The sequence below is a fragment of the Roseisalinus antarcticus genome (assembly GCF_900172355.1).
Lineage (GTDB): Bacteria > Pseudomonadota > Alphaproteobacteria > Rhodobacterales > Rhodobacteraceae > Oceanicola > Oceanicola antarcticus_A.
Genome location: NZ_FWFZ01000016.1, coordinates 16,662 through 41,354, shown reverse-complemented (window position 1 = coordinate 41,354; position 24,693 = coordinate 16,662). Strand labels below are relative to the sequence as shown.

The window sequence follows — 24,693 nt, the reverse complement described above, 5'->3', positions numbered from 1 at the left end:
GCTTCGGCGGTCGCGCGGTTCACGACAGGTTCAGGAAACGGACAACATCATGAATGACAAGACCGGCAAACAGACCGCCAGCCAGAGCAAGGCCTCGGACGCGCCCGAGCCTCCGCCCCAGGCGCAACTGGGGGCCGGGCCGAAGGTCGTCTGGGACGACAGCAACATGTCCAGCTCTTTCGCCAATGTCGTCAACGTGCTGGCGACGCGCGAGGAGATGACCCTGCTGTTCGGCGCGAACCAGACCTGGAATGCCCAGGGCTCCGACGAACTCGTCGTGCGGCTGTCAGACCGGATCGTGCTGTCGCCCTTCGCCGCCAAGCGCCTGTCCATTCTGCTCGAAAGGCGGGTCAAGGAATATGAAGCCCGGTTTGGCAAGCTCGAAACCTGACGCGGTCTCGCCGGCGGGCACGTCGGTTTCGGAACATGCGCTGTTCGCCATGGGATGGTGCGTGACCCAGGCGCGGGAGCTTGGCGAGGGCGCCACTATCCTTCTTCTGATCCGCGAGGCGGACGGCGTGCTGCGGCCCCAGGGCCGGGCCCCCTCCGACTGGCACCCGACGGAGCCCGTGCGCATGGCCGCTGCGGCCGTGGCCGAGACCGGCAAACCTTCCGTCCGGGCGGCGGGCCCCGGCCGGGCCGCCATCGCGCTCGCCTCGCGGATCGACGGCACCGCCGCTGTCGCCGCCGCCGAGATCGACGCCGGGACCGATGCAGAGCGCGCCGCCGCCCTGCGCCGCCTGCAATGGGGGCTGGCCGGGGTCGAGGCGCATCTGCTGCGCCTGCGCGCCGGGGCGGTCGAGAGCCCCACCCAGATCTCGCTCGACGGCGGCGCCTCGGACGCGCTGAAACTGCTGGTCCGGTCGCTGGAAACCGACGGCTATCGCGATTGCGCCCGCGCGGCGGCGACGGATCTGGCGGTGGCCCTCGGCGCCGATCGGGTCGCCATCGCCCGCAACCGCCGCCGCGGGGCGCGGGTCGAGGCGCTGTCCCATACCGCCGATTTCAAGGGCCGCACCCGGGCGCTGGACCTGCTGACCGCCGCCGCGGACGAGGCGCTGGACCAGACCGAGGCGCTGGTCTGGCCGGCCGGCGCCGACGCCCGCCCCCTGTCGCGCCGCCAGCTGGAGGCGCTGGCGCACGAGACCGGCTCGGGGTCCGTCGTCGCCCTGCCCATCGGCGATGTGGAGCGGCCCTGGGGCGCCATCGTCGCCGAGTTCGCCGCCCCCGAGGCGGGCGAGGCCGCGCTCCCGGTGCTCGATATCGCGGGCGATGCGCTCGCCCCGCTGCTGGAGCTGAAACGGCGGGAAGACCGGCTCTGGATCACCCGGGCCTGGGAGGGAAGCGTCGCGGGCCTTGCGACGCTGATCGGGCCCAAGGCGCTGGGCTGGAAACTGGCCGCTCTGGTGCTGGCCGGGCTGATCTTTGCGGCGGCCACGGTCACGGCGCCGGCGCGGGTGACGGCGGATGCCGAGATCACCTCGGATGACCGGGTGATCGTGTCGGTTCCCTTCGACGGCTTTCTCGCCGAACGGCTGGTGCGGGCGGGGGACGTGGTGCAGGCGGGGCAGCTTCTGGCGCGGCTCGACGACCGGGACCTGTCGCTCGACCTGTTGCGGCAGGAGGCGACGCGCCGCCAGAAGGAGATCGAGCGGGACGCCGCGATCGCGAACAACAACCGCGCCGAGCTATCAGTCCTCAGCGCAGAGATCGCCGAGGTCGACGCGGAGATCGCCCTGACCGAGGCGCAGCTGGAGGCCGGGCGCCTGCGGGCCCCCTATGACGGGGTGGTGACGCTGGATGCGACCGAGGGGCTTGTCGGCGCACCCGTTGGGCGGGGGGAGGAGCTTCTCACCCTCGCGCCGCGCGAACAGCGCAGCCTGACCCTGCATGTTCCCGACGCGGGCGTTGATCGGGTCCGGCGGGGTCAGACCGGCACGCTGCGCCTGGCCGCCATGCCGGAACGGCCGCTGACGTTCGAGGTGACCCGCCTGACCCCCCTGACCGAGGCCCGCGACGGCGAGAACACCTTCCGCGCCCTGGCCCGGCTGACCGGAGAGGTGCCCGCGGACCTTGGCCTGGGGATGGAGGGGGTCGGCAAGATCACCACCGGCACCGACCTTTGGGTGATGACCTGGGGCCGCCCGTTCCTGGAAAGCCTGCGCCTGCGGCTCTGGAGCATGTGGCCATGACCCCGCGGCCGCCCGTCCCCCGGTGCCGCCCCGGCCCCGGCCCCGGCCGCGCGAGGGGCCGCGGATGAGCGCCGCCGAGGGGGACAGTCCGCTCTTTTCGCCCTATTGGTACAAGATGGCGGGGCTGGCGCCGCGCCTGCGCCCCGGGGTCACCGTGGCCCGCAGGCTGGAGCAGGGCGAGGTCTGGCACATCCTGTCGGCCCCCGAGGCCAACAAGCACTTCCGTCTGGACGCCGCGAGCTATGCCATCATCGGGGCCTGCGACGGGCGCCAGACCCTCGACGCGATCTGGCGCCGGGTGCTCGACCGTTTCGGCGATGACGCGCCCGGCCAGGACGAGACGATCCGGCTGCTCGGCCAGTTGCACCAGGCCGATGCGCTCAATTCCGGCGCCGCCCCGACCCTGACGGAGTTCGGCCACCGCGCCCGCCGCGTCAGCCGCCAGAAGATGCTGCAACGGCTCAAGAGTCCGCTGTTCATCAAGGTGCCGCTGTTCGATCCGAACGCGCTGATCCAGGCGACCTATCCGTTCGTGCGGCCCGTCTTCAGCGTGCCGGGGTTCCTGCTGTGGCTGGCCTGCGTCACCTGGCTCGCGGTGGAGACGCTGGCCAACTGGGACCGGCTGAGCGGTGCGGTGCTCGACCGGGCGCTGGCGCTGGACAATCTGCTGATCGCGGCGCTGGTCTTTCCCTTCGCCAAGGCGCTGCACGAGATGGCCCATGGCTGGGCCGTGCGCCACTGGGGGGGCGAGGTGCGCGAATTCGGGATCATGTTCCTGGTGTTCCTGCCCGCGCCCTATGTCGATGCCTCTGCCGCCGCGGCGTTCCGGTCCCGCGGGGCGCGGATTCTCGTGGGCGGGGCGGGGATGATGGCCGAGACGCTGCTGGCGGCGGGAGCGATGTATGTCTGGCTGGGCGCCGAGACCGGGATGGTCAGCGCGCTGGCCTTCAACATGCTGCTGATCGCCGGCGTCTCGACGCTCCTTTTCAACGGCAACCCGCTGTTGCGGTTCGATGCCTATTTCATGCTGTCGGATGCCATCGGCGTGCAAAACCTCGCCGGGCGCAGCCAGGCCTGGTGGTCGGCTATGCTGCACCGTTTGGGCTTTGGCCTGACCAATTGGGACTCCCCCGCCCGCAGTCGGACCGAGACCGCCTGGTTCATCCCCTATCACCCGGCCTCCTACGCCTACCGGATCTTCCTGACGATGACGATCGCGCTGTTCGTCGCTTCGGAATACCGGGTGATCGGGCTGGCGCTTGCCCTGTGGTCGGTGGCCACGACCATCGTTCTGCCGCTGGTCAAGGGGGTCTGGCATGTGGCCACCGAACCGCGGGTCGCCTCCAGGCGGGGGCGGGCGGTTCTGGTCTCGGCGCTGATCGGGGGGCTGCCGGCGGCGGCGCTGCTGCTGATCCCCGTGCCGCACGGCACCGTGGCGCCCGGGGTGGTGACCGCACCGGATGCGGCCCGCGTCTCGGCCCCGGTCGAGGCCGAGATCCTGCATATCCGCGCCCAGGCCGGCGACCATGTGGAGCCGGGCCAGGCCCTGGCCGACCTGGTCGCGCCGCTCGCCACGACCGAGCTCGAGGTGATCGACGCGCGGATCGCCACCGCCCGCGCCCGGCTGGCCGATTACGAGGTGCGCAGCACCGGCATGGACGAGGCCGCCGCCACCCGCGCCGAGATCGGCTACCTGATTGAAGAGCAGGCCGGGCTTGGGGTCGATCTGGCCGGGCTCGCGCTGAGCGCGGGGGCGTCGGGGCAGTTCCTCGCCCGCTCCGACATCCTGGTCCCCGGCCGCCGGCTGGCGAAGGGGATGGAGGTCGGCATCCTCGTGCCAGAGGACAGCCCCGCGCAGATCCGGGTCGCGGTGCCGGCGAACCGCATCGACCTGGTCGCGCTGTCGCCTGCCGAGGTATCGGTCCACCTGCCGGGGCGGGGCTTCGACGGGCGGGTCGGGCACCTGCGCACCATCGCCCCCGAGGCCACCCGGCGGCTGGAGTTTCCCGCCCTGTCGCAACCGGCGGGCGGGCCGCTTGTGCTCGATCCATCGGACGAGGACGGGCGCCGCACCGCCCAGCCGTTTCACCTGGCCGAGATCGACGGCGGCGTGACCTATGGCGAGACCGCGATCGGCGCGCTGGTCTGGGTGCGGTTCGATCACGGCCGCAGCCCGCTGGCGCCGCGCCTGTGGCGGATGATCCGGCAGACCTTCCTGGAAAGACTGGCGCTGTGAGCTTGCTGCGCCGCCTGCCGCCGATCCCCGATCACGTGCGCAAGGCCGCGCCCCGACGGCCCGGCTTTGACCTCGGGGCCCAGGCGCGGGGCACCTTCGCCCCGATTGCCACCGGCCTGCGCCGCAGGCGCGCCTGGGCCGAGGCCCGCGCCGCCCTGCGCCTGCATCCCGAGGTCGCCGATCTGGACGACGCGACGCTTCTCGCGGATTGGCACCGGCTGGGCCGCAAGAGCCGGACCGTGGCAAAACTGCGGCCCCGGCGGCTCGCGATCCTGCGCGAGGTCACCCATCGCACCACCGGGCTGTTGCCCCACCCGGTGCAGCTGGTCGCCGCGACCGCCCTGTCGGACCGCACCGGGGTGGAGATGGCGACCGGCGAGGGCAAGACCCTCGTGACCGCCATGGCCGCCGCGCTGCAGGCCGCCGAGGGTTGGCCCGTCCACGTGATTACCGCCAACGACTACCTGGCCCTGCGCGACCTCGAGGAGGGCCGCGCCCTGTTCGACCGTCTGGGGCTGAGCTGCGGCGGGATCGATCCCGAGGCCACGCCGCCGGACCGGCGCGAGGTCTATGCCTGCGACATCGTCTATGCCTCATCGAAGGAGATCGCCTTCGACCATCTGCGCGACCGGATCGCCTTCGGCGACGCGACCGCCCTGGGGTTGAAGCTCGACGCCGCCTTCGGCGCGGCCGAGGCGCCGATCCAGCGCGGCCTGTGGTCGGCGATCATCGACGAGGCCGACAGCGTGTTGATCGACGAGGCGCGGACCCCGCTGGTAATCTCCGCGCCCGGCGGCGCCTCCGAATTGGGGCGCGTCGCTGGCCAGGCCGTGGCGCTGGCCAGGCGTCTGGATCCGGACACCGAGTATGTCCTGGCGCCCGGCACCGAAAGCCCGGTGCGCCTGACCCCCGATGGCGAGGAGGTCGTCGCGGCCATCGCCGAGGACCTGGGCGGCGTCTGGTCCGGTCGCCGCCGGTCGCGGGAACTGGCCGAGCGGGCGCTCTATGCGCTGCACATCCTGCAGCGGGATTCGCACTATATCCTGCGCGACGACAAGGTCGAGATCGTGGACGAGAACACCGGCCGCGTGATGCCCGACCGCACCTGGAGCGAGGGCCTGCACCAGATGGTCGAGATCAAGGAGGGCCTGCCCCCCGGCGAGGAACGCGCCACCCTCGGGCGCCTGACCTTTCAGCGGTTCTTTCGGCGCTACATGCGGCTGTCGGGCCTGTCGGGCACGCTGATCGAGGCGCGCGCGGAGCTGCGGGGGACCTATGGCCTCACGGTCATGCCGGTGCCGACGCACCGGCCCTCGCGCAGGCGCATGGCCGGCACCCGGATCCTGCCCGACCTCGCCGCCAAGTGGGAGGCCGTGGCCCGCGCCGCCGAGGGGCATCGCGCCGAGGGGCGCCCGGTCCTGATCGGCACCCGGACGGTCGAGGCCGCCGAGGCCGCCGCCACCGCGCTGGCCCGCCGCAAGCTGCCGCACCGGGTGCTGTCGGCCCGGCAGGATGCCGAAGAGGCCGAGATCATCGCCGCGGCCGGTCGCGCCGGCGCCATCACCGTCGCCACCAACATGGCCGGGCGCGGCGCCGACATCCGGCTGGACGCGGCCGCGCGGGCGGCGGGCGGACTGACGGTGCTGGCGACCGAGCGGCACGATTCCGGCCGCATCGACCGCCAGCTGATCGGCCGCTGTGCGCGGCAGGGCGACGCGGGGCTTTACGAGGTGCTGCTCTCGGCCCAGGATCCGATCCTGGGCAAGGCCCCGCCGCCCCGCCCGCGCCTGGCCGATTTCCGCCGCGCACAGGCGATGGTCGAGGCGCTGCACCGGCGCCAGCGCGCCGACCTGAACCGAATGGAAGACGGGCTTGATGACATGATGGCCTTTGCCGGAGGACTCGAATGACGCGCATCCTGTGCCTGCTGCTTTCGCTGGCGCCCCTGCCCGCGACCGCCCAGCAGATCATCAGCTGCGTCCTGCGCCCGATCAACGAGATCGAGATCGCGCCGCCGGTCTCGGGCCTGCTGGCAGAGCTGACGGTGGATCGTGGCGACCGCGTGACGGCAGGCGAGGTGATCGGCCGGCTCGAAGCAGGCGTGGTCGAGGCCCAGCTCGCCGCCGCCCGCCAGCGCGCCGAAAGCGGCGCCGCGATCCTGGCCCGCGACGCGCAGCTCGCCGATGCCGAACGCCGGCTGGCGCAGATGCAATCGCTCAGCGACCGGGGCGTCGCCTCGCAGAACCAGCTCGACGAGATCGTGTCGGAGGTCGAGGTCGCCCGCAGCGAACTGGCCGAGGCCCATGACGCCCAGATCGCCGCCCGGCTGGAGGCCGAGGCCGCCGCCGCCAACGTCGCCCTGCGCACGATCCGGGCGCCGGTCTCCGGCCATGTCCTGATGCGCCACGTGGACCCCGGCGAATATGCCGCGGCGGACGAGCCGCTGCTGGATATCGTGACGGTCTCGGAGCTTCATGCCGAGGTCCTGTTGCCGTCCGACGTCCACGGCACCGTGGCCCAAGGGGATACGGTTGAGGTCATGTCGCTAGAGGGCGCGGGCGTCCGGCGCGCCGGTCTGGTCGATGCGGTCGATCCGGTGATCGACGCGGCCTCGCGCAGCTTCGGCCTGCGGGTCCGGCTCGACAATGGCGACGGCGCGTTCACCGCCGGGAACCGCTGCGACGTGATGTTCGGCGCGGGGGACGAGACCGGCGATTGACCGGCCCGGCGCACGGCGCGTTCGGTCTGGCGGCGCCCGGGGTGCGCCCTCTCGGTTGACCTCGCCTCGCCCGCGGAGTGAAAGAGCATCTCATGAAGCCCAAGATTCTCAGCACCCTGCCCACCTACGATCGGCGGCAGTTCACCGGCGACCTGGTTGCCGGCGTGACGGTCGCGATGGTGGCCCTGCCGCTCAGCCTCGCCATCGCCATCGCCTCGGGGGCGCCGCCTGAGAAGGGGCTGGTCACCGCGATCGTCGCGGGCTTCCTGATCTCTCTGCTCGGCGGCAGCCGGGTCCAGATCGGCGGGCCCACGGGGGCGTTCATCGTCGTCGTCTTCGGGGTCATCGCCGAGCATGGCTATGACGGGCTGGTGCTGGCGACCTTCATGGCGGGGATCTTCATGCTCGCCGCGGGCTATCTGCGGGCGGGAAACCTTGTCGCCTACGTGCCCGAACCGGTGATCAACGGCTTCACCATCGGGATCGGGATCATCATCGCGACCAGCCAGCTTCAGGACTTCTTCGGGATGACGATCGCGGACCCGCCGGCGGAGTTCCTCGCCAAGCTCGAGGCGCTCTGGGCGGCGCGGCAGAGCGTCAGCCCGCAGGCCCTGGGCATCGGCCTTGCCACCATGGCGATGATCGTCGTCCTGAGGCGTCTCGCGCCGCGGTTCCCGGGGTTGGTCGTAGCCATCGGCGTGTCCTCCGCCGTCGTCGCGCTGGCCGGGTTCGAGGTCGACACGATCCTGTCGCGCTTCGGCCCGCTGCCATCCACGCTGAGCATACCGGCCTTTCCGGACGTCAGCCTCGCGCGGCTGGTCGACCTGCTGCCGTCGGCCATCGTGATCGCCTTCCTGGCCAGCATCGAATCGCTGCTGTCGGCGATGGTGGCCGACAAGATGATCGACGGCCACCACCGGCCCAATGCCGAGGTCGTGGCTCAGGGGTTCGCCAACATGGGCTCTGCCCTGTTCGGCGGCCTGCCCGCGACCGGGGCCATCGCGCGGACCGCCACGAACGTGCGGGCCGGGGGGCGGACGCCGGTCGCGGGCATCGTGCACGCGCTGACCATCCTGCTGGTCATGCTGCTGGCGGCCCCGGTCGCGGGCTATCTGGCGATGCCGGCGCTGGCGGGGCTGCTGATCCTGACCGCCTGGAACATGAGCGAGCCGCAGAAATGGCGCGGCTACATGCGGGCCCGGCCGTCTGACCGGGTGCTGCTGGGGCTGACGCTGGTGCTCACGGTGTTCGCGGACCTGACCATCGCCATCGGCGTGGGCGTCTCGGTCGGGCTGGCCCTGCGCCTGCGCCGCCGGAAGGCGCACCCGGAGAGCGACTGGGACCTGCCCGAGCGCTGAGCGCGCCGGTCTATTCACGGGCCCGGGTGGCGCTGCCCCTCGACCGGCAGCGAGACGGTCGCCTCTAACCCCGAGCTCCCGCCCGAGCGGGGCGACATCAGGTGCAGGGGGCTTCCGATCCGCTCCGCGATCGAGGCGACGATCGCAAGGCCCAGCCCGCTGCCGTTGGATGTGCTGTCGCCGCGTTCAAACCGCGCGGTCGGGCGGTCGAGCGTTCCGGGCGGGACGACGGGGCCGTCATTCGCCACGCAGAGGGTGCCCTGCGCCACCAGGGTGCGGCACAGGATGCCGAAGGCGTCGGTGTCGAGGTCGGACATCACCGGCCGGTCGGGAAGCGACAGGGCGATCCGGTCGGGCCCGACGCGGTGCGACAGCTCGTCGATCAGGAACCGCGCCACGGGCCAGAGGTCGGCGCTGTCGTCCATCCGCAGGCGGCCGCCCTCGGCCCGCGCCAGATGCACCAGCCGTTCCGACAGCTGGGTCAGACGTTTCAGCGTGGTTTCGATGTCGGCGGCGCGGGTTCGTGCGGCGATGTTCGCGGTCTCGGTTTGCAGCCGCTGCGCCTGGGCGATGGCGCCGGCCAGCGGCGTGCGCACTTCGTGGGCGGCATTTGCCGCAAAGGTGCGCTCGGCGTCGAAGGCGCCATTCAGCCGGGCCAGCAGCCCGTTCAGGGTGGCCGCGATCGGGGCGACCTCGGCCGGAAGGCCAGTGGCGGGAACCGGCGAGAGATCGCGCGCGTCGCGTCGCTCCAGCCGCTCCCGATAGCGCCGAAATGGCCCGAAGCTGGCCCGCACCACCAGCACGATCAGCAACAGGGCGATGGGGATCACGAACAGCAGCGGCAGCCCCAGCCCGGCCTGGATTTCGCGGGCCACCTCGCTGCGGTGCGCCAGCGGCTCGGCCACGGTGATCCGGATGCTGCCCCGCACCGCTTCGTCGTTGTAAGACCTGTGGGTGGCGGTCTGTCGGAAGCCGCGCCCGTCGTCGTCGGGAAAGACCGTCGGATCCGCCGAATGAGACTGGAACAGCAGCCGTCCCCGGTCGTCGCGCACGACGAAGGAGAACAGCTCGTCGTGATCGCGGCCGCGCCCCAGGCGCTGGACGATGCCCTCGTCCTCGCGCCCCAGGATGTCCACGACAGCGAGGGGCAGGAGCCGATGCGCGGCCTCCCGCAGGGCTGCGTCGAATATCTCGTCCATCTCCTCGCGCAGGTTGACCGCCGTGACCGTCGCCGCGGCAATCCAGAGCAGCGTCAGCAGCGCACCGAGCGACAGGCCAAGCCGGGCCTGAAGGCTGCGCGGCAGCCACATGGCGTGCCCAACCGGTAGCCCATGCCGCGTTCGGTCTCGATGACCTTGGCCCCCAGTTTCTTGCGCAGGCGGCTGACATGGACCTCGATCGTGTTGCTCTCGACCTCCGAGGCGAAGGCATAGAGCTTGTCCTCCAGCTGCGCCTTGGACAGCAGCTGCCCGGGACGGGACAGGAACGCCTTGGATAGCGCCCATTCGCGGGCCGTCAGCTGGACCGGCTTGTCGTCGCGGCGAATGCTGCGGGCGGCAAGGTCGATTGCAAGGGGGCCATGGGTGAAGATCGGGTTGGGATTGCCCGAGTAGCGCCGCGCGACAGTGCCGATCCGCGCCGAAAGCTCGGAGAGATCGAAGGGCTTGACCGGGTAATCGTCCGCTCCGGCGTTCAGCCCGTCGATCCGGTCCGAGACCTGGTCGAGCGCGGTCAGGATGATGACCGGCGTGACGTCCCCCCGCGCCCGCAGCGCCTTGAGGAAGGTGATCCCGCGGCCGTCGGGCAGCATCATGTCCAGCAGCACCAGGTCGAAAATGGCGCCGGCCATCGCGTCGCCCGCCGCGTCGAGCCGCGTGACCCAGTCCACCGAATGGCCATCGCTCGCGATCTGGTCCCGCACCGCGGCGCCCGGGACGGTGTCATCCTCGATCAGCAAGATGCGCATGGCCGGTTTCGTCTCCCTCTGGACGCCCCGTCTTGCGCCTGCCGGCTGACGCGAGGCTGACGCCGCGGGGATTGGCGCTTCCGCGTCCCGGCAGCTTCGCCCGCTAGAGGGTGCGGGGATCGCCGCAAAGGGAGTTTGGCGCATGAAGACCGCCTTCACGATTCTCGGCTTTCTCGCGGTTTTTCCCGCAGGGGTTGCCCTCGCCGACGACGACTGCCCTGTGCCCATGGCCGACTGGCAGCCCCGCGAGGCTGTCGCCCGGCTGAGCGCCGAACGCAACTGGACGGTGCGGCGGATCCGGATCGAGGTGACGCTCGATCCCGCGACGCTGGAGGTGCTCGATCTGGAGTACGAGGACGACGGGCACGACGAGGACCACCGGCACGCTGACGGTGATGACGAGGGCCACTGACGAACAGCCTCGCTTCCTGACGTCTGGCCGAAGGGAAAACCGCGCGGCCGCCAGGAAGCCATCAGGCTGCGGCATCAAACCGGTCCCATCACGTCACAGGAGACCGATGTCATGAAAAAGACCTTCGCAGCCCTCGCTCTTACCACCGCATTGATCGCCCCGGGCCTCGCCATGGCGCGGCCGGTCACGCTGACCGCCACGCTGAACAGCTATCGCGGCGAGGGGGCCGATCTCGCGCTCTATGTCACCGATGCCTCGGGGGCCTATGTCGGCAGCCTCTGGATGGCCGGCAGAAAGAGCCGGTACGACCAGCATCTCACCGGCTGGTATCGCGCCATGGGGCGCTCTACCGAGCAGGTCAGCGGCATCACCGGGGCCAGCGTCGGCGGCGGCCGGAGGCTGGAGGTCACGGTGGACCTTGCTGATAGCCTTTTCGACGCAGGCTATACCTTGCATCTCGACGCGGCCGTCGAGGACAGCGCGACAGCCCGGACGAGGTCGCGGTGCCCTCGACGCGCGCAGGCGCTGGCCAGCCCACGGCTGGCCGCCGCTTCGTCGCCTCCTTCGCCTATGACATGCAACAAGGCTGACCCATGATCCGCGTTGTTCATCGCTGGCTCGGCCTGCTGGCGCTGGCCCTGGTGACGGTGCCAGCGCTCAGCGGGGCGGCCCTGTCGGTCTTTCCGGCCGCGGGCCATCTGGCCGCGCACCAGGCCGCGGCAGGGCAAAGCATCGGCGACCTCGCCGGGCGCATCCAGGCGGAGTATCCGGACCTGGACCAGATCCGCCGTGCGCCCTCGGGCCGGATCACCGCCTATTGGGTCGAGGACGGGGCGCCGGGCGCCGCGGTGATCGACCCGACCACGGGGCAAGGCACCGGCCCGGCCGATCCCAACCGGCTGGAAGGCTGGCTCGCCTCGCTGCACCGCTCCCTGTTTCTGGGCGAGGGGGGGGCGCGTTGCCACGGCGGGCGGCGCGGCGGCGATGCTGGTGTTGGCGGTCTCCGGCTTGGCGCTGGTTGCCCGCCGCGCGGGCGGCTGGCGGCACTGGTTCCGCCAATTGCCCTTGCCGCTGGCGGGCCGGATCCATGTGGAGATCGCGCGAATCGCGGTCTTGGGGCTGGGCCTCTCGGCGGCGACCGCGCTGTGGATGTCGGCGGCCACCTTCGGTCTGGTCCCGGCGGGCAGCCCACTGCCCCCGTTTCCCGCCGAGGTGAGCGGCGGGGTCGGCGCCGATCCGGCCGCGATGCCGGCCCTTGCCGATATCCCCGTGGCGGACTTCCGAGAGCTGACCTTTCCCCATCCCGGAGATGCGTCGGATGTCTTCACCCTCAAGACCGATGGCGGCACCGGCTATCTCGATCAGGGCACCGGAGCGCTGCTGGCCTGGGCCGACCTGGCCGGCTGGCCCCGCGTTCGGGATGTCGTCTACATGCTGCACACCGGGCTCCGAGGTCGGCGTGGCCGGCCGCGCATCCGGAGCAATCAGCCGGCGGCGCGGGCCGAAACCATCCTGCTTGTCGGCAGCGAAGGCGGCAGCACTTGGGGCTTTGCCGCCACGCTGCATGCCGCGCTGACGGCGGCGGGGCACAAAGTTCACGCCGCGCCGATGTCGGCCTTCGGCCCCGGCCGCTATGCCCGTGCGCAGCGGTTCATCGTCCTCGCCGCGAGCTACGGCAATGGCGACGCGCCGGCGTCGGCCCGGGGCTTTCTCGAGCGGCTTGAGGCGATGGAGGCGGCGCCCGAAATGCCGCTGTCCATCCTGGGCTTCGGCGATCGCAGCTTTCCCGACTGGTGCGCCTTTGCCCGGCGGGTCGAGGCTGTGGCAGCGGCTGCGAGGCGCGGGTTTCGCCCGGTTCGCGGCGGGCGACCTGATCGGGATCCTGCCCGCGGGCGGCGCGGTGCCGCGTCTCTATTCGCTTGCCTCGGGGCGCGGGGACGGTTTCGTCGAGATCGTCGTCAAGAAGCACCCCGGCGGCCTCTGTTCGGGCCAGCTGACCGCGCTGGAGCCGGGCGAGACCGTCACCGCCTTCGTGCGCCGCAATCCGGGGTTCAAGCCGGGGCGGGGGCGGGGGGCGCTGATCCTGATCGGCGCGGGCACCGGGATCGGGCCACTGGCCGGGTTCGTGCGCGGCAATGCGGCCGAGGTTGCGCGGCAGATCCGCGCCGGCGCCCGCGTCATGGTCTGCGGCGGTCGCGGGATGGCCGCGGGCGTGGCCGAGGCGCTTGCCGACATCCTGGCCCCGGCGGGGCTGACGCCCGCGCGGCTGAAAGCAGAGGGACGCTATGTCGAGGATATCTACTGAGCCTGTCCGCCACGCGATCAACGGCCCCACCATGGGAACGCGCTGGCAGGCGACATTCCATGCGCCGCGGGGCCACGACGTGCGGCCAATCCGGGCCGCGATGCAGGACGCGGTGGCGGAGGTCGACGCGCAGATGTCCACGTGGCGCCCCGAGAGCGACCTGATGCGGCTCAACCGGACCGCGCCGGGCGTCTGGGTCGACCTGCCCGCGCGGCTGATGGTCGTGCTGGCGGCTGCGCTCGAGGTCGGGCGGGCCTCCGGTGGCGCCTTCGACATCTCGGTCGGGGATGCGGTGACGGCCTGGGGCTTCGGCCCGGATGCGGCCGATCCGGTGGCGATCCGGTCCGCCTTGCAGGCGGCGCACGGGCCGGCCCACGAGGTGCTGGAGCTCGACATGGCTGGCGGACGGTCCCGCCGCCTCGCGCCGCGGTGCTTCGACCTCTCTGGTATCGCCAAGGGCTACGGCGTGGATCGCCTGGCAGAGGTCGCGCAGGCGTTCGGCTTGCCCGACGCCCTGGTGGCCATCGATGGAGAGCTGCGGGCGCTGGGCACCCAGCCCGGCGGGGTGCCCCGGAGTGTCGCGATAGAGCGGCCGGATCCCGGGATTCGGCCGCCCTTGCGATGCTCGCGCTAGAGGACGCCGCGGTCGCGACCTCCGGCGATTATCGCCACTGGGTCGAGCTTGGCGGCCGTCGGTTGTCGCACACCATGGATCCGGCCCGGGGCGGCCCACTGACCGGCGCACCCGCCTCGGTCACCGTGGTGGCGCGCAGCTGCATGGCCGCGGATGCCTGGGCGACCGCGCTGATGGTCAGGGGCGGCGCCGAGGGGCCGGCCCTCGCGCGGCGCATGGGCCTCGACGTGCTGTTGCTCGAACGCGACTCCGGCGGGTTGAGCGAAACACCGGTCGGGCCGCTCTTCGAAGCGCCCGCCGACCTGGTGCAGGAGGCCTGACCGGTGCGCCCGGACACGCGGACACCTCGCGTCAGGACCGGACGCTCTTGCTGGCCAGGGCCCGGCGCAGGGCGGCAAAGCTCTGGTCCACGCCCTGCGGCGACCGCCGCGCGATGAAGGAATCGAGATCCGGGTGACAGGCGACCGCCGCGTCGATCTGCGGGTCGCTGCCCTTGGTGTAGAGCCCGGACTGGATCATCAGTTCCGACCGGTCGTAGATGCCAAGAAATTTCCGCGCCTCGTTGATCAGGGCATTCTCGGTCGGCGTCGCGACATCCGGCAGCGACCGCGAGACCGAGCGCAGCAGATCCACCGCCGGGAACCGGCCGCGTTCCGCGATCTGCCGCTCCAGGATGACATGCCCGTCAAGCACGCCGCGAAGCATGTCGGCGACCGGTTCTTCCATGTCGGAGCCCGCTACCAGGACCGAGAAGATCGCGGTGATGTCGCCGGCCTCCCCCTCGCCAGGGCCCGCGCGTTCGCACAGGCCGGCGATAGCGCCGCCGGTGGAGGCGGGAAACCCGCGCAGGTTCGCGCCCTCGCCCCGGGCGACGGCCACCTCCCGGTGCGCCTCGGCGAATCGAGTCACGCTGTCGATCAGCAGCAGGACCTGCTTGCCCCGATCGCGGAAATGCTCGGCGACGGCCATGGCGGCCGGCGCACATCTGCGCCGCACCTGTGGCGCCGCGTCCGAGGTCGCGGCCACGACGACCGCCCGCGACATCCCCTCCTCGCCCAGCACCTTGTCGACGAAATGCCGCAGTTCCCGGCCGCGTTCGCCGACCAGGCCGATCACGATGACATCGGCGTCCACCCCTTTCGCGAGGTCGCCCAGGAGCGTCGACTTGCCGACGCCAGAGCCCGCGAACAGGCCGATCCGCTGCCCACGGGCAAGCGGCAGAAGCGTGTCGAACACGGCCAGGCCGGTGGCCATCCGCTGCCCCATGGGTCTGCGGCGGTGGGGCGGCGGGGGCGGATGGTCCCGCTTGCGCCGGCCGGTGCCGGGCAAAAGCGGCAGCCCGTCCAACGGGCGCCCGTCCGGGTCGACCACCCGGCCGATCCAGTGATCGTCGGGTGCGAACCGCACCGGCGGATCCAGCCGGACCGGCGTCCGGATGCTGACGCCCTCGCTTCCGCCCTCCAGCAGAATCGTGGTCATGTCATTGCCGAGACCGATCACCTCTCCGCGCCGATCCTCCAGCGATGGCAGGCAGACCGGGTCGCCCAGGCGCACGCCCGTGCCAAACCCGCTGACCTCGATCGTCGAGCCGCCGACCGCGGCCACCCGCCCCATGAGATGGAGAACCTGAAGGTCCCGCACCCTCTCTTTCACGCGGTCGATGACGATATCTTCCATGGTCCGGGCTCTCCGTTTGTTCAGACTCACTCGTTCTTAAGGAATCAGGCTTAAGGCTTGATTGAAGCCAATCGAGGGAGAAGCCCCGATGTTCGAGAACCTGGAAATCTTCCAGACATCAACTGCCATGGCCCGCCACGCGGGCCGGCGTCAGGTCGTGGTCGCGCAGAATCTCGCGAACGCCGACACACCGGGCTACAAGGCCCAAAGCATCGCCCCCTTCCGGGAGGCGTATCGCTCCGATCCGACGCGTGCGCTGAAGTCGACGCGCCCGGGCCATATCCATGACCCCGGGTCCGGCGCCCGCGCCGCGACCGAAGAGGCGCAGGCCCAGCCCTCGCCCAACGGAAATTCCGTTTCGCTCGAAAACGAGATGCTGCAGGCGATCGAGGTCGCCCGAGAGCACAGGCGCGCCCTCACCATCTACAAACATGCCCTGGACGTCGTCCGTATCTCGATCGGCAGGAAATAGGAGTCGCCATGTCGGATTTCAGTCAAACCCTCGACGTCGTCGCAAGCGGCCTGCGGGCGCAGTCCGCCCGGCTCCGCCACGTGTCCGAGAACATCTCGAACGCCGACACGCCGGGATACCGGCGCAAGATCGTCTCGTTCGAGGAAGAGATGCAGAGCGGACAGCGCTCGGGCGGGGTTGTCGCCGGTCCGGTCCAGCTCGATCGGAGCGAGCTTCCGATGGTCCATGACCCCAGCCACCCGCTCGCGGATGAAAACGGCAACTACACCGGAAGCAACGTGAACCTCCTCGTGGAGATCGCTGACGCCCGCGAGGCGCAGCGCAGCTACGAGGCAAACCTCAAGATGTTCGAGCAGGTCCGGCAGATGTCGACCTCGCTGATGGACCTCTTGCGTAGATAGGAGACCAGACATGGATATCAGAACGAATCTTGTCGCCCGCCAATACGAAGCCAATCGCACCGCCACCTCACCCGCCGAAGGCGTGGAAGGGGGCGCCGCGATCGGACAGGCCGCCAGCGATTTCTACCAGACGCTGCAGCAAAGCGAGCAGGCGTCGATGGCCGCGATGACCTCCGACGCCGACCCGCACACCCTGGTGCAGGCCCTGACCCAGACCGAGATCGCGCTCGAGACGGCCGTCGCCGTTCGCGACAAGGTGGTCGAGGCTTACCAGGAAATCCTGAGGATGCCGGTCTGATGCTGAACGAAGGCGAATTCTACGACGTCCTGCGCGAAGGGCTGTGGGTGGCAGTCGTCACCTCGATGCCGATCCTGACGGTCGCGTTGGCCGCCGGCCTGATCGTCGGCCTGTTCCAGGCGCTGACATCCATCCAGGAGATGACGCTGACCTTCGTGCCGAAGCTGGGCGCGATCATCGTGGTCTTCTGGGCCAGCATGGGGTTCATGACCCAGACCATCAGCGCCTATTTCCAGGACACCCTCGTCCCGATGATCGTCGGAGGCTGAGATGGAGAACGCGACCTATGCCTCGCTGTCCCGGCAATCGGGGCTGATGTCCCAGATGCGGGTGGTGGCGAACAATATCGCGAACGCCTCGACAACCGGGTATCGCGCCGAGGGCGTGGTCTTCTCGGAATATGTCGCAGCACTCGGCCCGGGGTTCGAAAGCGTCTCGATGGGCCGGGCCGCCGGCCGCGTGACCGATCTCGTCCAGGGCGGGATGACCGCCACGGGCGGCACTTTCGACCTCGCGATCGAGGGCGACGGGTTCTTCATGGTCCAGACCCCCGAGGGCGAGCGGCTGACCCGGGCGGGGCATTTCATGCCCAACGCCCAGGGCGACCTGGTCACCGCGGACGGCTATCCGGTCCTCGGCCCGGGCGGGGCCCCGGTCTTCGTGCCGCAGGGTGTCGCGAGCCTTGGCATCTCGGCGGACGGCACGCTCAGCGCCGACGGCCAGCCCGTCGGGGAAATCGGCGTGGTCCGCCCCATCGACCCCCAGGCCATGATCCGCGAGCACGGGGTGATGTTCCGCGCCGACGAGGGGGTCGAGCCCGCGTTCGAGGCCCGGGTGCTCCAGGGCTTTCTCGAGGAATCCAACGTGAATCCGATCGAACAGATCACCCGGATGATCGAAGTGCAGAGGGCCTACGAGCTCGGCCAGTCCTTCCTCGACAAGGAAGACTCCCGCATCCGTGCGGCCCTGCAATCCATGACAAGGTAAGGAGGTAGCCCAATGCGCGCCCTACAGATCGCCGCCGCGGGGATGTCCGCACAACAGATGCGTGTGGAAGTCATCTCGAACAACCTCGCGAACATGAACACCACCGGCTTCAACGCGCGCCGCGCGGAGTTCGCCGACCTGCACTATCAACAGCTGGCCCGCCCCGGGACGATCAACGCCTCGGACGGCACGATCCTTCCGACCGGCATCCAGCTGGGGTTAGGCGTGCGGCCGACCTCGGTGGCGATGATGCTGTCCCAGGGGGCGCTGTCGGCCACCGGCGGCGATCTCGACATGGCCATCGAGGGCGACGGGTATTTCGAGGCGACCCTGCCCGACGGGCGCGCGGCCTACACCCGCGACGGTGGTCTCAAACGGACGGGCGAGGGGCTGATCGTCACCTCCGACGGCTACCCGGTCTCACCGGAAATCGTCATTCCGCGCGATGCCCGCTCGATCTCGATCAACGCGGAGGGCGAGGTCTACGCCTATTTCGCCGACCGGGTCGAGCCCGAGGTGCTGGGCCAGCTGACGCTCGCCGGCTTCACCAACCCCCGTGGGCTGGAAGCGATCGGGTCCAACCTCTTCGTCGAAACCGAGGCCTCCGGGCCCTCGCTGGTCGCGACGCCGGGGCAGGAAGGTCTGGGCGTGCTGCGCCAGGGCTATCTCGAGGACAGCTCGGTCGATCCCGTGAAGGAGGTGACCGACCTGATCGAGGCGCAGCGCGGCTATGAGCTCAATTCCAAGGTCATCAGCGCGGCGGACCAGATGATGGGCTCGATGGTGCAGATCCGGTGATGAAATTCGCGCTCGCCCTCCTTCTTCTCGCCGGGCCCGCCGCCGCAGAGACGGTGGTCGCGGCGCGCACGATCCGCGCCCAGGAGGTCATCGGCCCCGGCGACGTCGTGATCCAGCCGATGGACGTCGCCGGCGGGGCCGCGGACCTCGACCTGTTCATCGGCCAGGAAGCGCGGGTCGCCCTCTATGCCGGCCGCCCGGTCCGCCCCGGTGATGTCAGGCCGCCGGCAACGGTCGAACGGAACGCGGTCGTTCCGTTGATCTATTCCCAGAGCGGCGTGGTGATCTCGACCGAGGGGCGTGCGCTCGATCGCGCCGGCCCAGGTGAGATCATTCGCGTCATGAACCTCTCCTCGCGCACCACCGTGTCCGCCAGAATCGGACCGGATGGGGCCGCCTATGTCTCGTATTAAGGATATTCAGATGCGTTCGTTGATCCTGGTTTCCATTGCGGCCCTGTCGGCCTGCACCCAATTCGAACATCTCGGCCGCCCGCCGGAAATCACCGCGACCCGTGCCACCGACGAGCACAACGCGATGATGACCTACGGCCTGCCGCTGCGCGACGTCACGGCCCCCGTCGCCGCGCCGCTGGCGCCGGCATCGCTTTGGACCGGCGAGCGTGGCTCGCTGCTGGGCGACCGGCGCGCAATGGAGCGAGGCGATATCCTCACGGTCGCGATCGAGATTGATGACCGGGCCGAGATTTCCAACTCCACCTCGCGGTCGCGCTCAGGCTCCGAGCAGATGGGGATCCCGCAGCTCTTCGGCTTTCCCCAGCGCCAGGCCTCGCGCCTGCCCGAGGGAGCGGGGCTGGAGAACGCGGTGTCGATCACCTCGTCCAGCGCCTCCGATGGCGACGGCTCCGTCCGGCGCAACGAACGGCTGGAGCTGCGCGTCGCCGCGACGATCCTGGACGTGCTGCCGAACGGGGTCCTCGCGATCTCGGGCAGCCAGGAGGTGCGCGTGAATCACGAATTGCGGGAGTTGCTCGTCTCCGGGTTCGTCCGCCCCGCGGACATCACCCGTCAGAACGAGATCGCCTATGACAAGATCGCCTCGGCCCGGATCTCCTACGGCGGGCGCGGCCTGATCTCGGACGTCCAGCAACCCCGGTATGGCCAGCAGGTGGCCGACGCCCTCCTGCCTTTCTGAAAGGTTCGACATGAAAGCTATTCTGCTGCCCCTCGCGCTGCTGGCCCTCGGTTCGGGGACCGGCATTGGCGTGGGCAAGTTTCTGGCCCCCGCAGAGCCGACCGAGCCCCCGTCGGAGGCGGAGCTGCCTGACACCGTCGGCCCCTGCGGAGACATCACGCACACCCCCGCGGCCGAGGTCGCGGGGCACGAGGATTCCTCGGGCGGCCAAGCCGAGGAAGAGCGGGAATATGTCAGGCTGAACAATCAGTTCGTCGTGCCGGTGGTCGAAGGTGGGCAGGTCGGTGCGCTCGTCGTGCTGTCTCTGAGCGTCGAAGTCGATGCGGGCACGCGGGAGGCGGTCTTCGCGCACGAGCCCAAGCTGCGCGACGCCTTTCTCCAGGTCCTGTTCAACCATGCCAACATCGGCGGTTTCGCCGGGAATTTCACCAGCATCAGCAACATGAACGTCCTGCGGACCGCCCTGCGGGACGCGGCGCAATCGACGCTCGGGCCGCAGATTCGGGACGTTCTGGTGATCGACATCGTCCGGCAGGACGTTCAGGAATAGGGCGGTTTCCGTGCGTTCTGCGCACGGACCCGGGCCTCGATCTCGGCGATCGCTTCCTTGCGGCCGTAGGCCCGCCCGAATTTTTCCCGGGCGGCCTCTTTTCTTGCCCTGATCCGCGCGAGCTCCGACATCATCGCGGCCCGGCGGCTGTCGATCCAGTTCTCCCAGAGCGGGTCGGCGCCAGCCAGCCGCGCCGCGTCGGGCCCGGCGTTGAGTTCCGCCGCGCGGGACTTGCGGCCCCGGTCGAGGCTGTCCAGTTTCTCGCGCAGGGCGGCCTCTTCGGCATTCAGGGCGCCCAACCGGGCCTGCTCCATCTCCCAGGAGGCCTGCGAGATGCGGCGAAGGACCGCGATTTTCTTGAGGTCATGGGTCATGTGCGGCCAGCCCTCTGCCTGATCTTCTCGGCGAACCGAATGGCGGCCGCCACAGCGCGGTAATGGTCCGGGTGGATCTCGGCCCCGATCTCCACATCCGCAAAAAGTGCGCGGGCCGTCGGCGGATCAGAGTGGATCGGCACGCCGTTCTCGACCGCGATCCGGCGGATCGTCAGGGCCACCTCATCCACCCCCTTCGCGACACAGAGCGGCGCACCCGGCGACATGCGATCCCATTTCAGGGCGACCGCGAAGTGGGTCGGGTTGACGATGACGATGCTCGCGTCCGGCACGTCGGCGAGCATCTGGTTCATGGCGATCTGGACGGCGCGGTCCCGGCGCTGCTGCTTCATCGCGGGGTCGCCGTCCGATTGCTTGTGCTCGTCGGTCATCTCCTTGCGACTCATCCGATTCTTGCGGATGTGCTCGGCATGTTGGAACAGCGCGTCGAGCCCGCCGATCGCGATCGCGACCACGAGCACGATCAGCATGAGCTCGAGCGTGAGCCTGGACAATTCGGCGACGACAAGGGTCGGCTCCAGGCTCATGGTCGCCATGATCCGAGGCAGTTTGGTCGACAGGAAGATGAACAGCACGACCGAGTAGATCGACAGCTTCAGGAAGCTCTTGAAGAATTCGAACAGCCCGCTCCGCCCGAATTTCTGCTTTGCCGTCGAGATCGGGGAGATCCGCGAAAGCTTGGGCTGCAGCTTGACCGGCGCAAAGACCAGCCCCTTCTGGACGATGACCGAGAGCAGCGCGAGTATCGCGGGGATCCCGAACCAGGGCGCCATGCTGGCCGCGACCTGTCTGGTGAGCTCTCCCTGGAAGGGGGCGCCGCCGTCGAAGATCTCCGCGGCGATTTCGGCCGAGCGGTCATGCAGGCTCATCAGGGCGCTGCCGAGGTCCGTGATCGAGGTCGCGCCGAAGACCATCGCCGCGATCAGCAGCCCGCCGTAGGCCGCGGCGGTCGTCAGGTCGACGGATTTGGGGACGTCGCCCTTCTTGCGGGCATCGTCTAGCTTTTTCTGAGACGGCTCGTGTGACTTTTCGCTGGCGTCTTCCTCGCTCATGGCGGGCCTCCGAACGGATTGGCCATGAAGGCGAAGAGCTTGTCACTCCAGAGCCCGAGCAGGATCGGCGCCGCGATGGCGAGCAGCGCGAGGCCCCCCGCGGTGATCGCCGGGGCGCCGACGAAGGCCACCATGAGCTGCGGCATGGCCCGGTTGATGACGCCGAGCGTCACGTTGTAGAGCAGAGACGCGATCACGAAGGGCGCGGCGAGCGTGAAGGACAGCGCAAAGGTCCGCCCCACCTCCTGGACGCCGATCTCGGCGACCACGTCGGCTGACGGGATGACGCCAGGTGGGACCAGCTGGTAGGACAGCAGCATGTATTCCGCCGCATGAACATGCAGGCCCAGGATCGTCGCGAGCGCGAGCCCCGCGACGACGAGCACATGGCCCATGGCCGGCAGCGGCTCGAACCCCGCGGATCCGCCGAAGATCTGGCTGAGCGAGGTCGACTGGGCGGCGATGGTGCCGGCGATCTGCAGGACCATGACGAAGAACCTCAGGAACAGGCCGAACATCAGCCCGACCAGAAGCTCCGATATGGTCGCGACGAAGCTCGGGGCGCTCGTCATCCCGGTCGAAAGCGTCACGGCCGCGGGAAAGATCACCAGGGTAAACGCCACACCAAGGCCGAGCCGGATCCGCAACGGCACCGATTGTTCACCGAAGGCCGGAAGCATCGCCATGATCGCGCCCACGCGTAAAAACACCCACCAGATGCCCCAAAGGCCGGCCTCGGCGATGGGAAGGACGCTGGCGAGCTCGGACATCATGCGGCGACGAGCCCGACGAGGGACGGGCGGGCGTCGACGCCGATCTCTTCGAACGACAGGACCGGGTTCTGGATCCCTTTCGCCGCCAGGACCGTGCGCAGGAACCGCCGCCGCCGCATCGAGGTGACGAGCGCCGGGAAGGACCCGCCCTCACCGGCTTCGGCGCATTTGGCGGCAATGGCGCCGGCCAGCCGGTTGAACTCGTCCGGCGGCAGCGCCACGTCCCCGCCGCCCCGTTCGCCGCCCAGCTGGTAGGTCATGAACGTTTCTTCCCACTCGGGCGCGAGCTGGATCAGCGGGATGGTGCCGTCGGCGCGCCTGAACTCCGCCACGAGCTGAAAGCCCAGGCGCTGCCGGACGTGTTCGGCGATGCCCTCTGCGGTCGCGTGAAGCTGCCGGCCCTCGGCGGCGGCTTCCACGATCAGGGGCAGGTTGCGGATCGAGACGCGCTCCTCCAGCAGCAGGCGCAGCACGGTCAGCAGCACGTCCATCGGCACCTTGTCGGGAATGAGCTCGTCCAGCATCCGCTTGTTTGCCTCGGCCCGGTTGGTATCGGTGAGGTTGGTCATCTCGTCGAGCAGACGCCGCAGGGCCTTGTGGCTCATCAGGCGCGAGAAATTGGACTTGATGACCTCCAGCAGGTGCGTGGCCAGGATTTCGGCGGGGTTGACGACGGTGAGCCCCTCCAGCGCGGCGGCTTCTTGCACCGAATGGTCGATCCAGCGCGCCGGAGCGCCATAGACCGGCTCCTTGGCGTCCTCGCCGGGAATGTCGCTGAGCTCGGCCGAGGGTAGCAGGGCCAGCGCCTGGTCGGGCCGAAGCATCGCCTTGGCCTGCTCCACCCCCTGGACCTTGATGATGTACTGGCCCGCCGCCAGGGCCGCGTTGTCGGTCAGCCGGATCTCGGGCAGCAGGACGCCGAACTGGGTCGCGACATGGTTGCGCATGTTGGCGATTCGCGCATCCAGCCCGGTCCCTGGGTCGAGCACCATCTCGACCAGGTCGGGGGCGAATTCCACGTGGATATCGTCGAGGTCCAGCATGTCGCCGAGCGACGAGCTGACCTTCTCCGCGGGCTTGGACTGCTGCTTTGCCGCCGCCTCTTCGTCGAGCTTCTTCTTCTGGCTCTTGGAGATCAGGTACGCGCTGCAAAACAGGACGGCCGCGCCCAGCAGGAAGGGCAACATCGGCAGGCCGGGAACCAGGCCGAACAGCGCCATCAGAAGGCCGACCGTGCCGAGAGCCGCCGGGTGCCGGCCAAGCTGGGCGGCGATGGCCAGGTCGGTCGCTCCGGTCGCGCCGCCGCGGGCCAGTAGCAGGGCGGAGGCGATGGAGATGATGACCGCCGGGATCTGGCTGACCAGGCCGTCGCCGACGGTCAGGATCGCATAGGTTTCAAAGGCCTGGCCCAGGGGCATGCCGTGAACGACGGTGCCCATCACGAGGCCCATGACCAGGTTCAGCAGGGTGATCAGCAGGCCCGCGATCGCGTCGCCTTTCACGAATTTCGACGCGCCGTCCAGCGAGCCGAAGAACGTGGTCTCGGCCAGTTCGGTTTCGCGCCGGCGCTTGGCCTCCTCGTGGTCGATGGCGCCGGCATTCATGTCGCTGTCGATCGCAAGCTGCCGCCCCGGCATCCCGTCCAGGGCAAAGCGCGCTCCGACCTCGGCCATCCGGGTCGCGCCCTTGTTGATGACCATGAAGTTCACGATCAGCAGGACGCAGAAGACCACGAGGCCCAGGAAGACGCTGCCGCCCATGACGAAATTGGCGAACCCCTGGATAACGTCGCCCGCCGCGCCCGTGCCGGTGTGGCCGTTGCCGATGATCAGTTTCGTGGACGACACGTTCAGCGACAGCCGCAGCATCAGCGAGGCGAGCAGGATCGTCGGAAAGGCCGAGAAGTCTAGCGGCCGTTCGATGAACAGGGTGACGGTGAAGATCAGGATCGCGAGCGCGAATGACGCCGCAAGCCCGATGTCCAGGACCCATGCGGGCATGGGCAGGATCATCATCGCGATGATCGCCATCAGCGCCAGTGCCAGCATCACCGTCGGGCGAAAGATCGAGCCTATTCCTTGCGAAAACATCAGAGCAACGCTCCTGTCAGGGGCGGTTCACGCCATACCGGCGGGGCCGCCACGGGCCCGCCCATCGCGTACCTGCGCCGGCCGGGACCGGGCAGGCCATCCGGCCGGTCGCGCCATCCTCGTCGCGAAATGTTGCATGTCCGGGGGCTTTGCATGGCTCGCACGGGTCTTGGTTACCGATCGTGGCTTTTTCCAACTGCTTTCTACCGGCAAGTTCCTAACA

At 69.8% G+C, this 24,693-nt stretch carries 25 protein-coding genes and 2 pseudogenes; 20 read left to right on the top strand and 7 right to left on the bottom strand.

All coding sequences use genetic code 11. The features are described 5' to 3' along the window. Positions 1-49: 49 nt before the first annotated feature. From ROA7023_RS14535 to ROA7023_RS14510, 6 genes are all read left to right on the top strand, one after another. A complete protein-coding gene (locus ROA7023_RS14535; RefSeq protein WP_085879763.1) occupies positions 50-391 on the top strand; it encodes a DUF3467 domain-containing protein in 342 nt (113 codons plus the stop codon). Then, on the top strand, positions 360-2,192 hold the full coding sequence (locus ROA7023_RS14530; RefSeq protein WP_085879762.1) for an RND family efflux transporter: 1,833 nt from the start codon (positions 360-362) through the stop codon (positions 2,190-2,192). The genes ROA7023_RS14535 and ROA7023_RS14530 overlap by 32 nt, the downstream gene beginning before the upstream one ends. Before the next feature lie 64 nt (positions 2,193-2,256). Further along, the gene (locus ROA7023_RS14525; RefSeq protein WP_085879761.1) at positions 2,257-4,428 is read left to right on the top strand and encodes a PqqD family peptide modification chaperone; all 2,172 of its coding nucleotides are present in this window, start codon (positions 2,257-2,259) and stop codon (positions 4,426-4,428) included. Next, entirely contained in the window at positions 4,425-6,338 is a 1,914-nt protein-coding gene (locus ROA7023_RS14520; protein ID WP_159458527.1) for a preprotein translocase subunit SecA, read from the top strand. The genes ROA7023_RS14525 and ROA7023_RS14520 overlap by 4 nt, the downstream gene beginning before the upstream one ends. Beyond that, positions 6,335-7,147 (top strand): efflux RND transporter periplasmic adaptor subunit, encoded by an 813-nt coding sequence (locus tag ROA7023_RS14515; protein WP_085879759.1) that lies wholly within the window; start codon positions 6,335-6,337, stop codon positions 7,145-7,147. Before ROA7023_RS14520 ends, ROA7023_RS14515 begins: the two co-directional genes overlap by 4 nt. A 92-nt stretch (positions 7,148-7,239) precedes the next feature. Further along, a complete protein-coding gene (locus ROA7023_RS14510; RefSeq protein ID WP_085879758.1) occupies positions 7,240-8,505 on the top strand; it encodes a SulP family inorganic anion transporter in 1,266 nt (421 codons plus the stop codon). 14 nt (positions 8,506-8,519) lie between these two features. Here ROA7023_RS14510 and ROA7023_RS14505 read toward each other — a convergent pair whose 3' ends face one another. Both ROA7023_RS14505 and ROA7023_RS14500 read right to left on the bottom strand, forming a co-directional pair. After that, complete coding sequence (locus ROA7023_RS14505; RefSeq protein ID WP_085879757.1) at positions 8,520-9,815, bottom strand: histidine kinase dimerization/phospho-acceptor domain-containing protein; 1,296 nt, start codon at positions 9,813-9,815, stop codon at positions 8,520-8,522. After that, positions 9,758-10,471, bottom strand: a complete 714-nt coding sequence (locus ROA7023_RS14500) for a response regulator transcription factor (protein WP_085879756.1) — start codon at positions 10,469-10,471, stop codon at positions 9,758-9,760. Before ROA7023_RS14500 ends, ROA7023_RS14505 begins: the two co-directional genes overlap by 58 nt. Positions 10,472-10,613: 142 nt before the next feature. Between ROA7023_RS14500 and ROA7023_RS14495 the strand changes: the two genes are divergently transcribed. The 5 genes and pseudogenes from ROA7023_RS14495 to ROA7023_RS25570 all read left to right on the top strand — a co-directional run bounded on the left by ROA7023_RS14495 (position 10,614) and on the right by ROA7023_RS25570 (position 14,142). Then, positions 10,614-10,883, top strand: a complete 270-nt coding sequence (locus ROA7023_RS14495; RefSeq protein WP_085879755.1) for a PepSY domain-containing protein — start codon at positions 10,614-10,616, stop codon at positions 10,881-10,883. Between the two features lie 111 nt (positions 10,884-10,994). Beyond that, positions 10,995-11,473: pseudogene (locus tag ROA7023_RS14490) on the top strand (DUF2271 domain-containing protein). Positions 11,474-11,476: 3 nt separating this feature from the next. Next, a pseudogene (locus tag ROA7023_RS25690) lies at positions 11,477-13,188 on the top strand (PepSY domain-containing protein). Further along, complete coding sequence (locus ROA7023_RS14480) at positions 13,169-13,822, top strand: FAD:protein FMN transferase (protein WP_306372497.1); 654 nt, start codon at positions 13,169-13,171, stop codon at positions 13,820-13,822. The pseudogene ROA7023_RS25690 and the gene ROA7023_RS14480 overlap by 20 nt, the downstream one beginning before the upstream one ends. Next, positions 13,810-14,142 carry an FAD:protein FMN transferase gene (locus tag ROA7023_RS25570; RefSeq protein WP_306372496.1) on the top strand — a complete coding sequence of 111 codons (333 nt, stop codon included), beginning with the start codon at positions 13,810-13,812 and terminating at the stop codon, positions 14,140-14,142. Before ROA7023_RS14480 ends, ROA7023_RS25570 begins: the two co-directional genes overlap by 13 nt. Positions 14,143-14,173: 31 nt before the next feature. Here the strand turns inward: ROA7023_RS25570 and ROA7023_RS14475 are convergent, their stop codons facing one another. Continuing rightward, a complete protein-coding gene (locus ROA7023_RS14475) occupies positions 14,174-15,499 on the bottom strand; it encodes a FliI/YscN family ATPase (protein WP_085879754.1) in 1,326 nt (441 codons plus the stop codon). Between the two features lie 88 nt (positions 15,500-15,587). Between ROA7023_RS14475 and ROA7023_RS14470 the strand changes: the two genes are divergently transcribed. Genes ROA7023_RS14470 through ROA7023_RS14430 form a run of 9 tightly spaced genes read left to right on the top strand, consistent with a single transcriptional unit; the run spans position 15,588 to position 20,160 of the window. Beyond that, positions 15,588-15,971 (top strand): FlgB family protein, encoded by a 384-nt coding sequence (locus ROA7023_RS14470; RefSeq protein WP_085879753.1) that lies wholly within the window; start codon positions 15,588-15,590, stop codon positions 15,969-15,971. 8 nt (positions 15,972-15,979) lie between these two features. Continuing rightward, positions 15,980-16,372: a flagellar basal body rod protein FlgC gene (flgC, locus tag ROA7023_RS14465; RefSeq protein WP_085879752.1), complete on the top strand. Its 393-nt coding sequence runs from the start codon at positions 15,980-15,982 to the stop codon at positions 16,370-16,372. Positions 16,373-16,382: 10 nt separating this feature from the next. Beyond that, positions 16,383-16,670, top strand: a complete 288-nt coding sequence (gene fliE, locus ROA7023_RS14460) for a flagellar hook-basal body complex protein FliE (protein WP_085879751.1) — start codon at positions 16,383-16,385, stop codon at positions 16,668-16,670. Beyond that, positions 16,670-16,939 (top strand): flagellar biosynthetic protein FliQ, encoded by a 270-nt coding sequence (locus ROA7023_RS14455; RefSeq protein WP_085879750.1) that lies wholly within the window; start codon positions 16,670-16,672, stop codon positions 16,937-16,939. Before fliE ends, ROA7023_RS14455 begins: the two co-directional genes overlap by 1 nt. Position 16,940: 1 nt before the next feature. After that, positions 16,941-17,657 carry a flagellar hook-basal body complex protein gene (locus ROA7023_RS14450; protein WP_085879749.1) on the top strand — a complete coding sequence of 239 codons (717 nt, stop codon included), beginning with the start codon at positions 16,941-16,943 and terminating at the stop codon, positions 17,655-17,657. Between the two features lie 12 nt (positions 17,658-17,669). Then, on the top strand, positions 17,670-18,455 hold the full coding sequence (gene flgG / locus ROA7023_RS14445; RefSeq protein WP_085879748.1) for a flagellar basal-body rod protein FlgG: 786 nt from the start codon (positions 17,670-17,672) through the stop codon (positions 18,453-18,455). Continuing rightward, positions 18,455-18,868 carry a flagellar basal body P-ring formation chaperone FlgA gene (flgA, locus tag ROA7023_RS14440; protein ID WP_085879747.1) on the top strand — a complete coding sequence of 138 codons (414 nt, stop codon included), beginning with the start codon at positions 18,455-18,457 and terminating at the stop codon, positions 18,866-18,868. Before flgG ends, flgA begins: the two co-directional genes overlap by 1 nt. Before the next feature lie 10 nt (positions 18,869-18,878). Beyond that, positions 18,879-19,610 carry a flagellar basal body L-ring protein FlgH gene (gene flgH, locus ROA7023_RS14435; protein ID WP_085879746.1) on the top strand — a complete coding sequence of 244 codons (732 nt, stop codon included), beginning with the start codon at positions 18,879-18,881 and terminating at the stop codon, positions 19,608-19,610. 10 nt (positions 19,611-19,620) lie between these two features. Beyond that, a complete protein-coding gene (locus ROA7023_RS14430) occupies positions 19,621-20,160 on the top strand; it encodes a flagellar basal body-associated FliL family protein (RefSeq protein ID WP_085879745.1) in 540 nt (179 codons plus the stop codon). On the opposite strand, the gene ROA7023_RS14425 is transcribed toward ROA7023_RS14430, so the two are convergent. The 4 genes from ROA7023_RS14425 to flhA are packed head-to-tail and all read right to left on the bottom strand — an operon-like array spanning position 20,151 to position 24,470. Next, complete coding sequence (locus ROA7023_RS14425; protein ID WP_085879744.1) at positions 20,151-20,534, bottom strand: hypothetical protein; 384 nt, start codon at positions 20,532-20,534, stop codon at positions 20,151-20,153. The genes ROA7023_RS14430 and ROA7023_RS14425 overlap by 10 nt on opposite strands. Then, the gene (locus ROA7023_RS14420) at positions 20,531-21,607 is read right to left on the bottom strand and encodes an EscU/YscU/HrcU family type III secretion system export apparatus switch protein (RefSeq protein WP_085879743.1); all 1,077 of its coding nucleotides are present in this window, start codon (positions 21,605-21,607) and stop codon (positions 20,531-20,533) included. The genes ROA7023_RS14425 and ROA7023_RS14420 overlap by 4 nt, the downstream gene beginning before the upstream one ends. Next, a complete protein-coding gene (locus ROA7023_RS14415; RefSeq protein ID WP_085879742.1) occupies positions 21,604-22,380 on the bottom strand; it encodes a flagellar biosynthetic protein FliR in 777 nt (258 codons plus the stop codon). The genes ROA7023_RS14420 and ROA7023_RS14415 overlap by 4 nt, the downstream gene beginning before the upstream one ends. After that, entirely contained in the window at positions 22,377-24,470 is a 2,094-nt protein-coding gene (flhA, locus tag ROA7023_RS14410; protein WP_085879741.1) for a flagellar biosynthesis protein FlhA, read from the bottom strand. Before flhA ends, ROA7023_RS14415 begins: the two co-directional genes overlap by 4 nt. Positions 24,471-24,693: the final 223 nt, after the last annotated feature.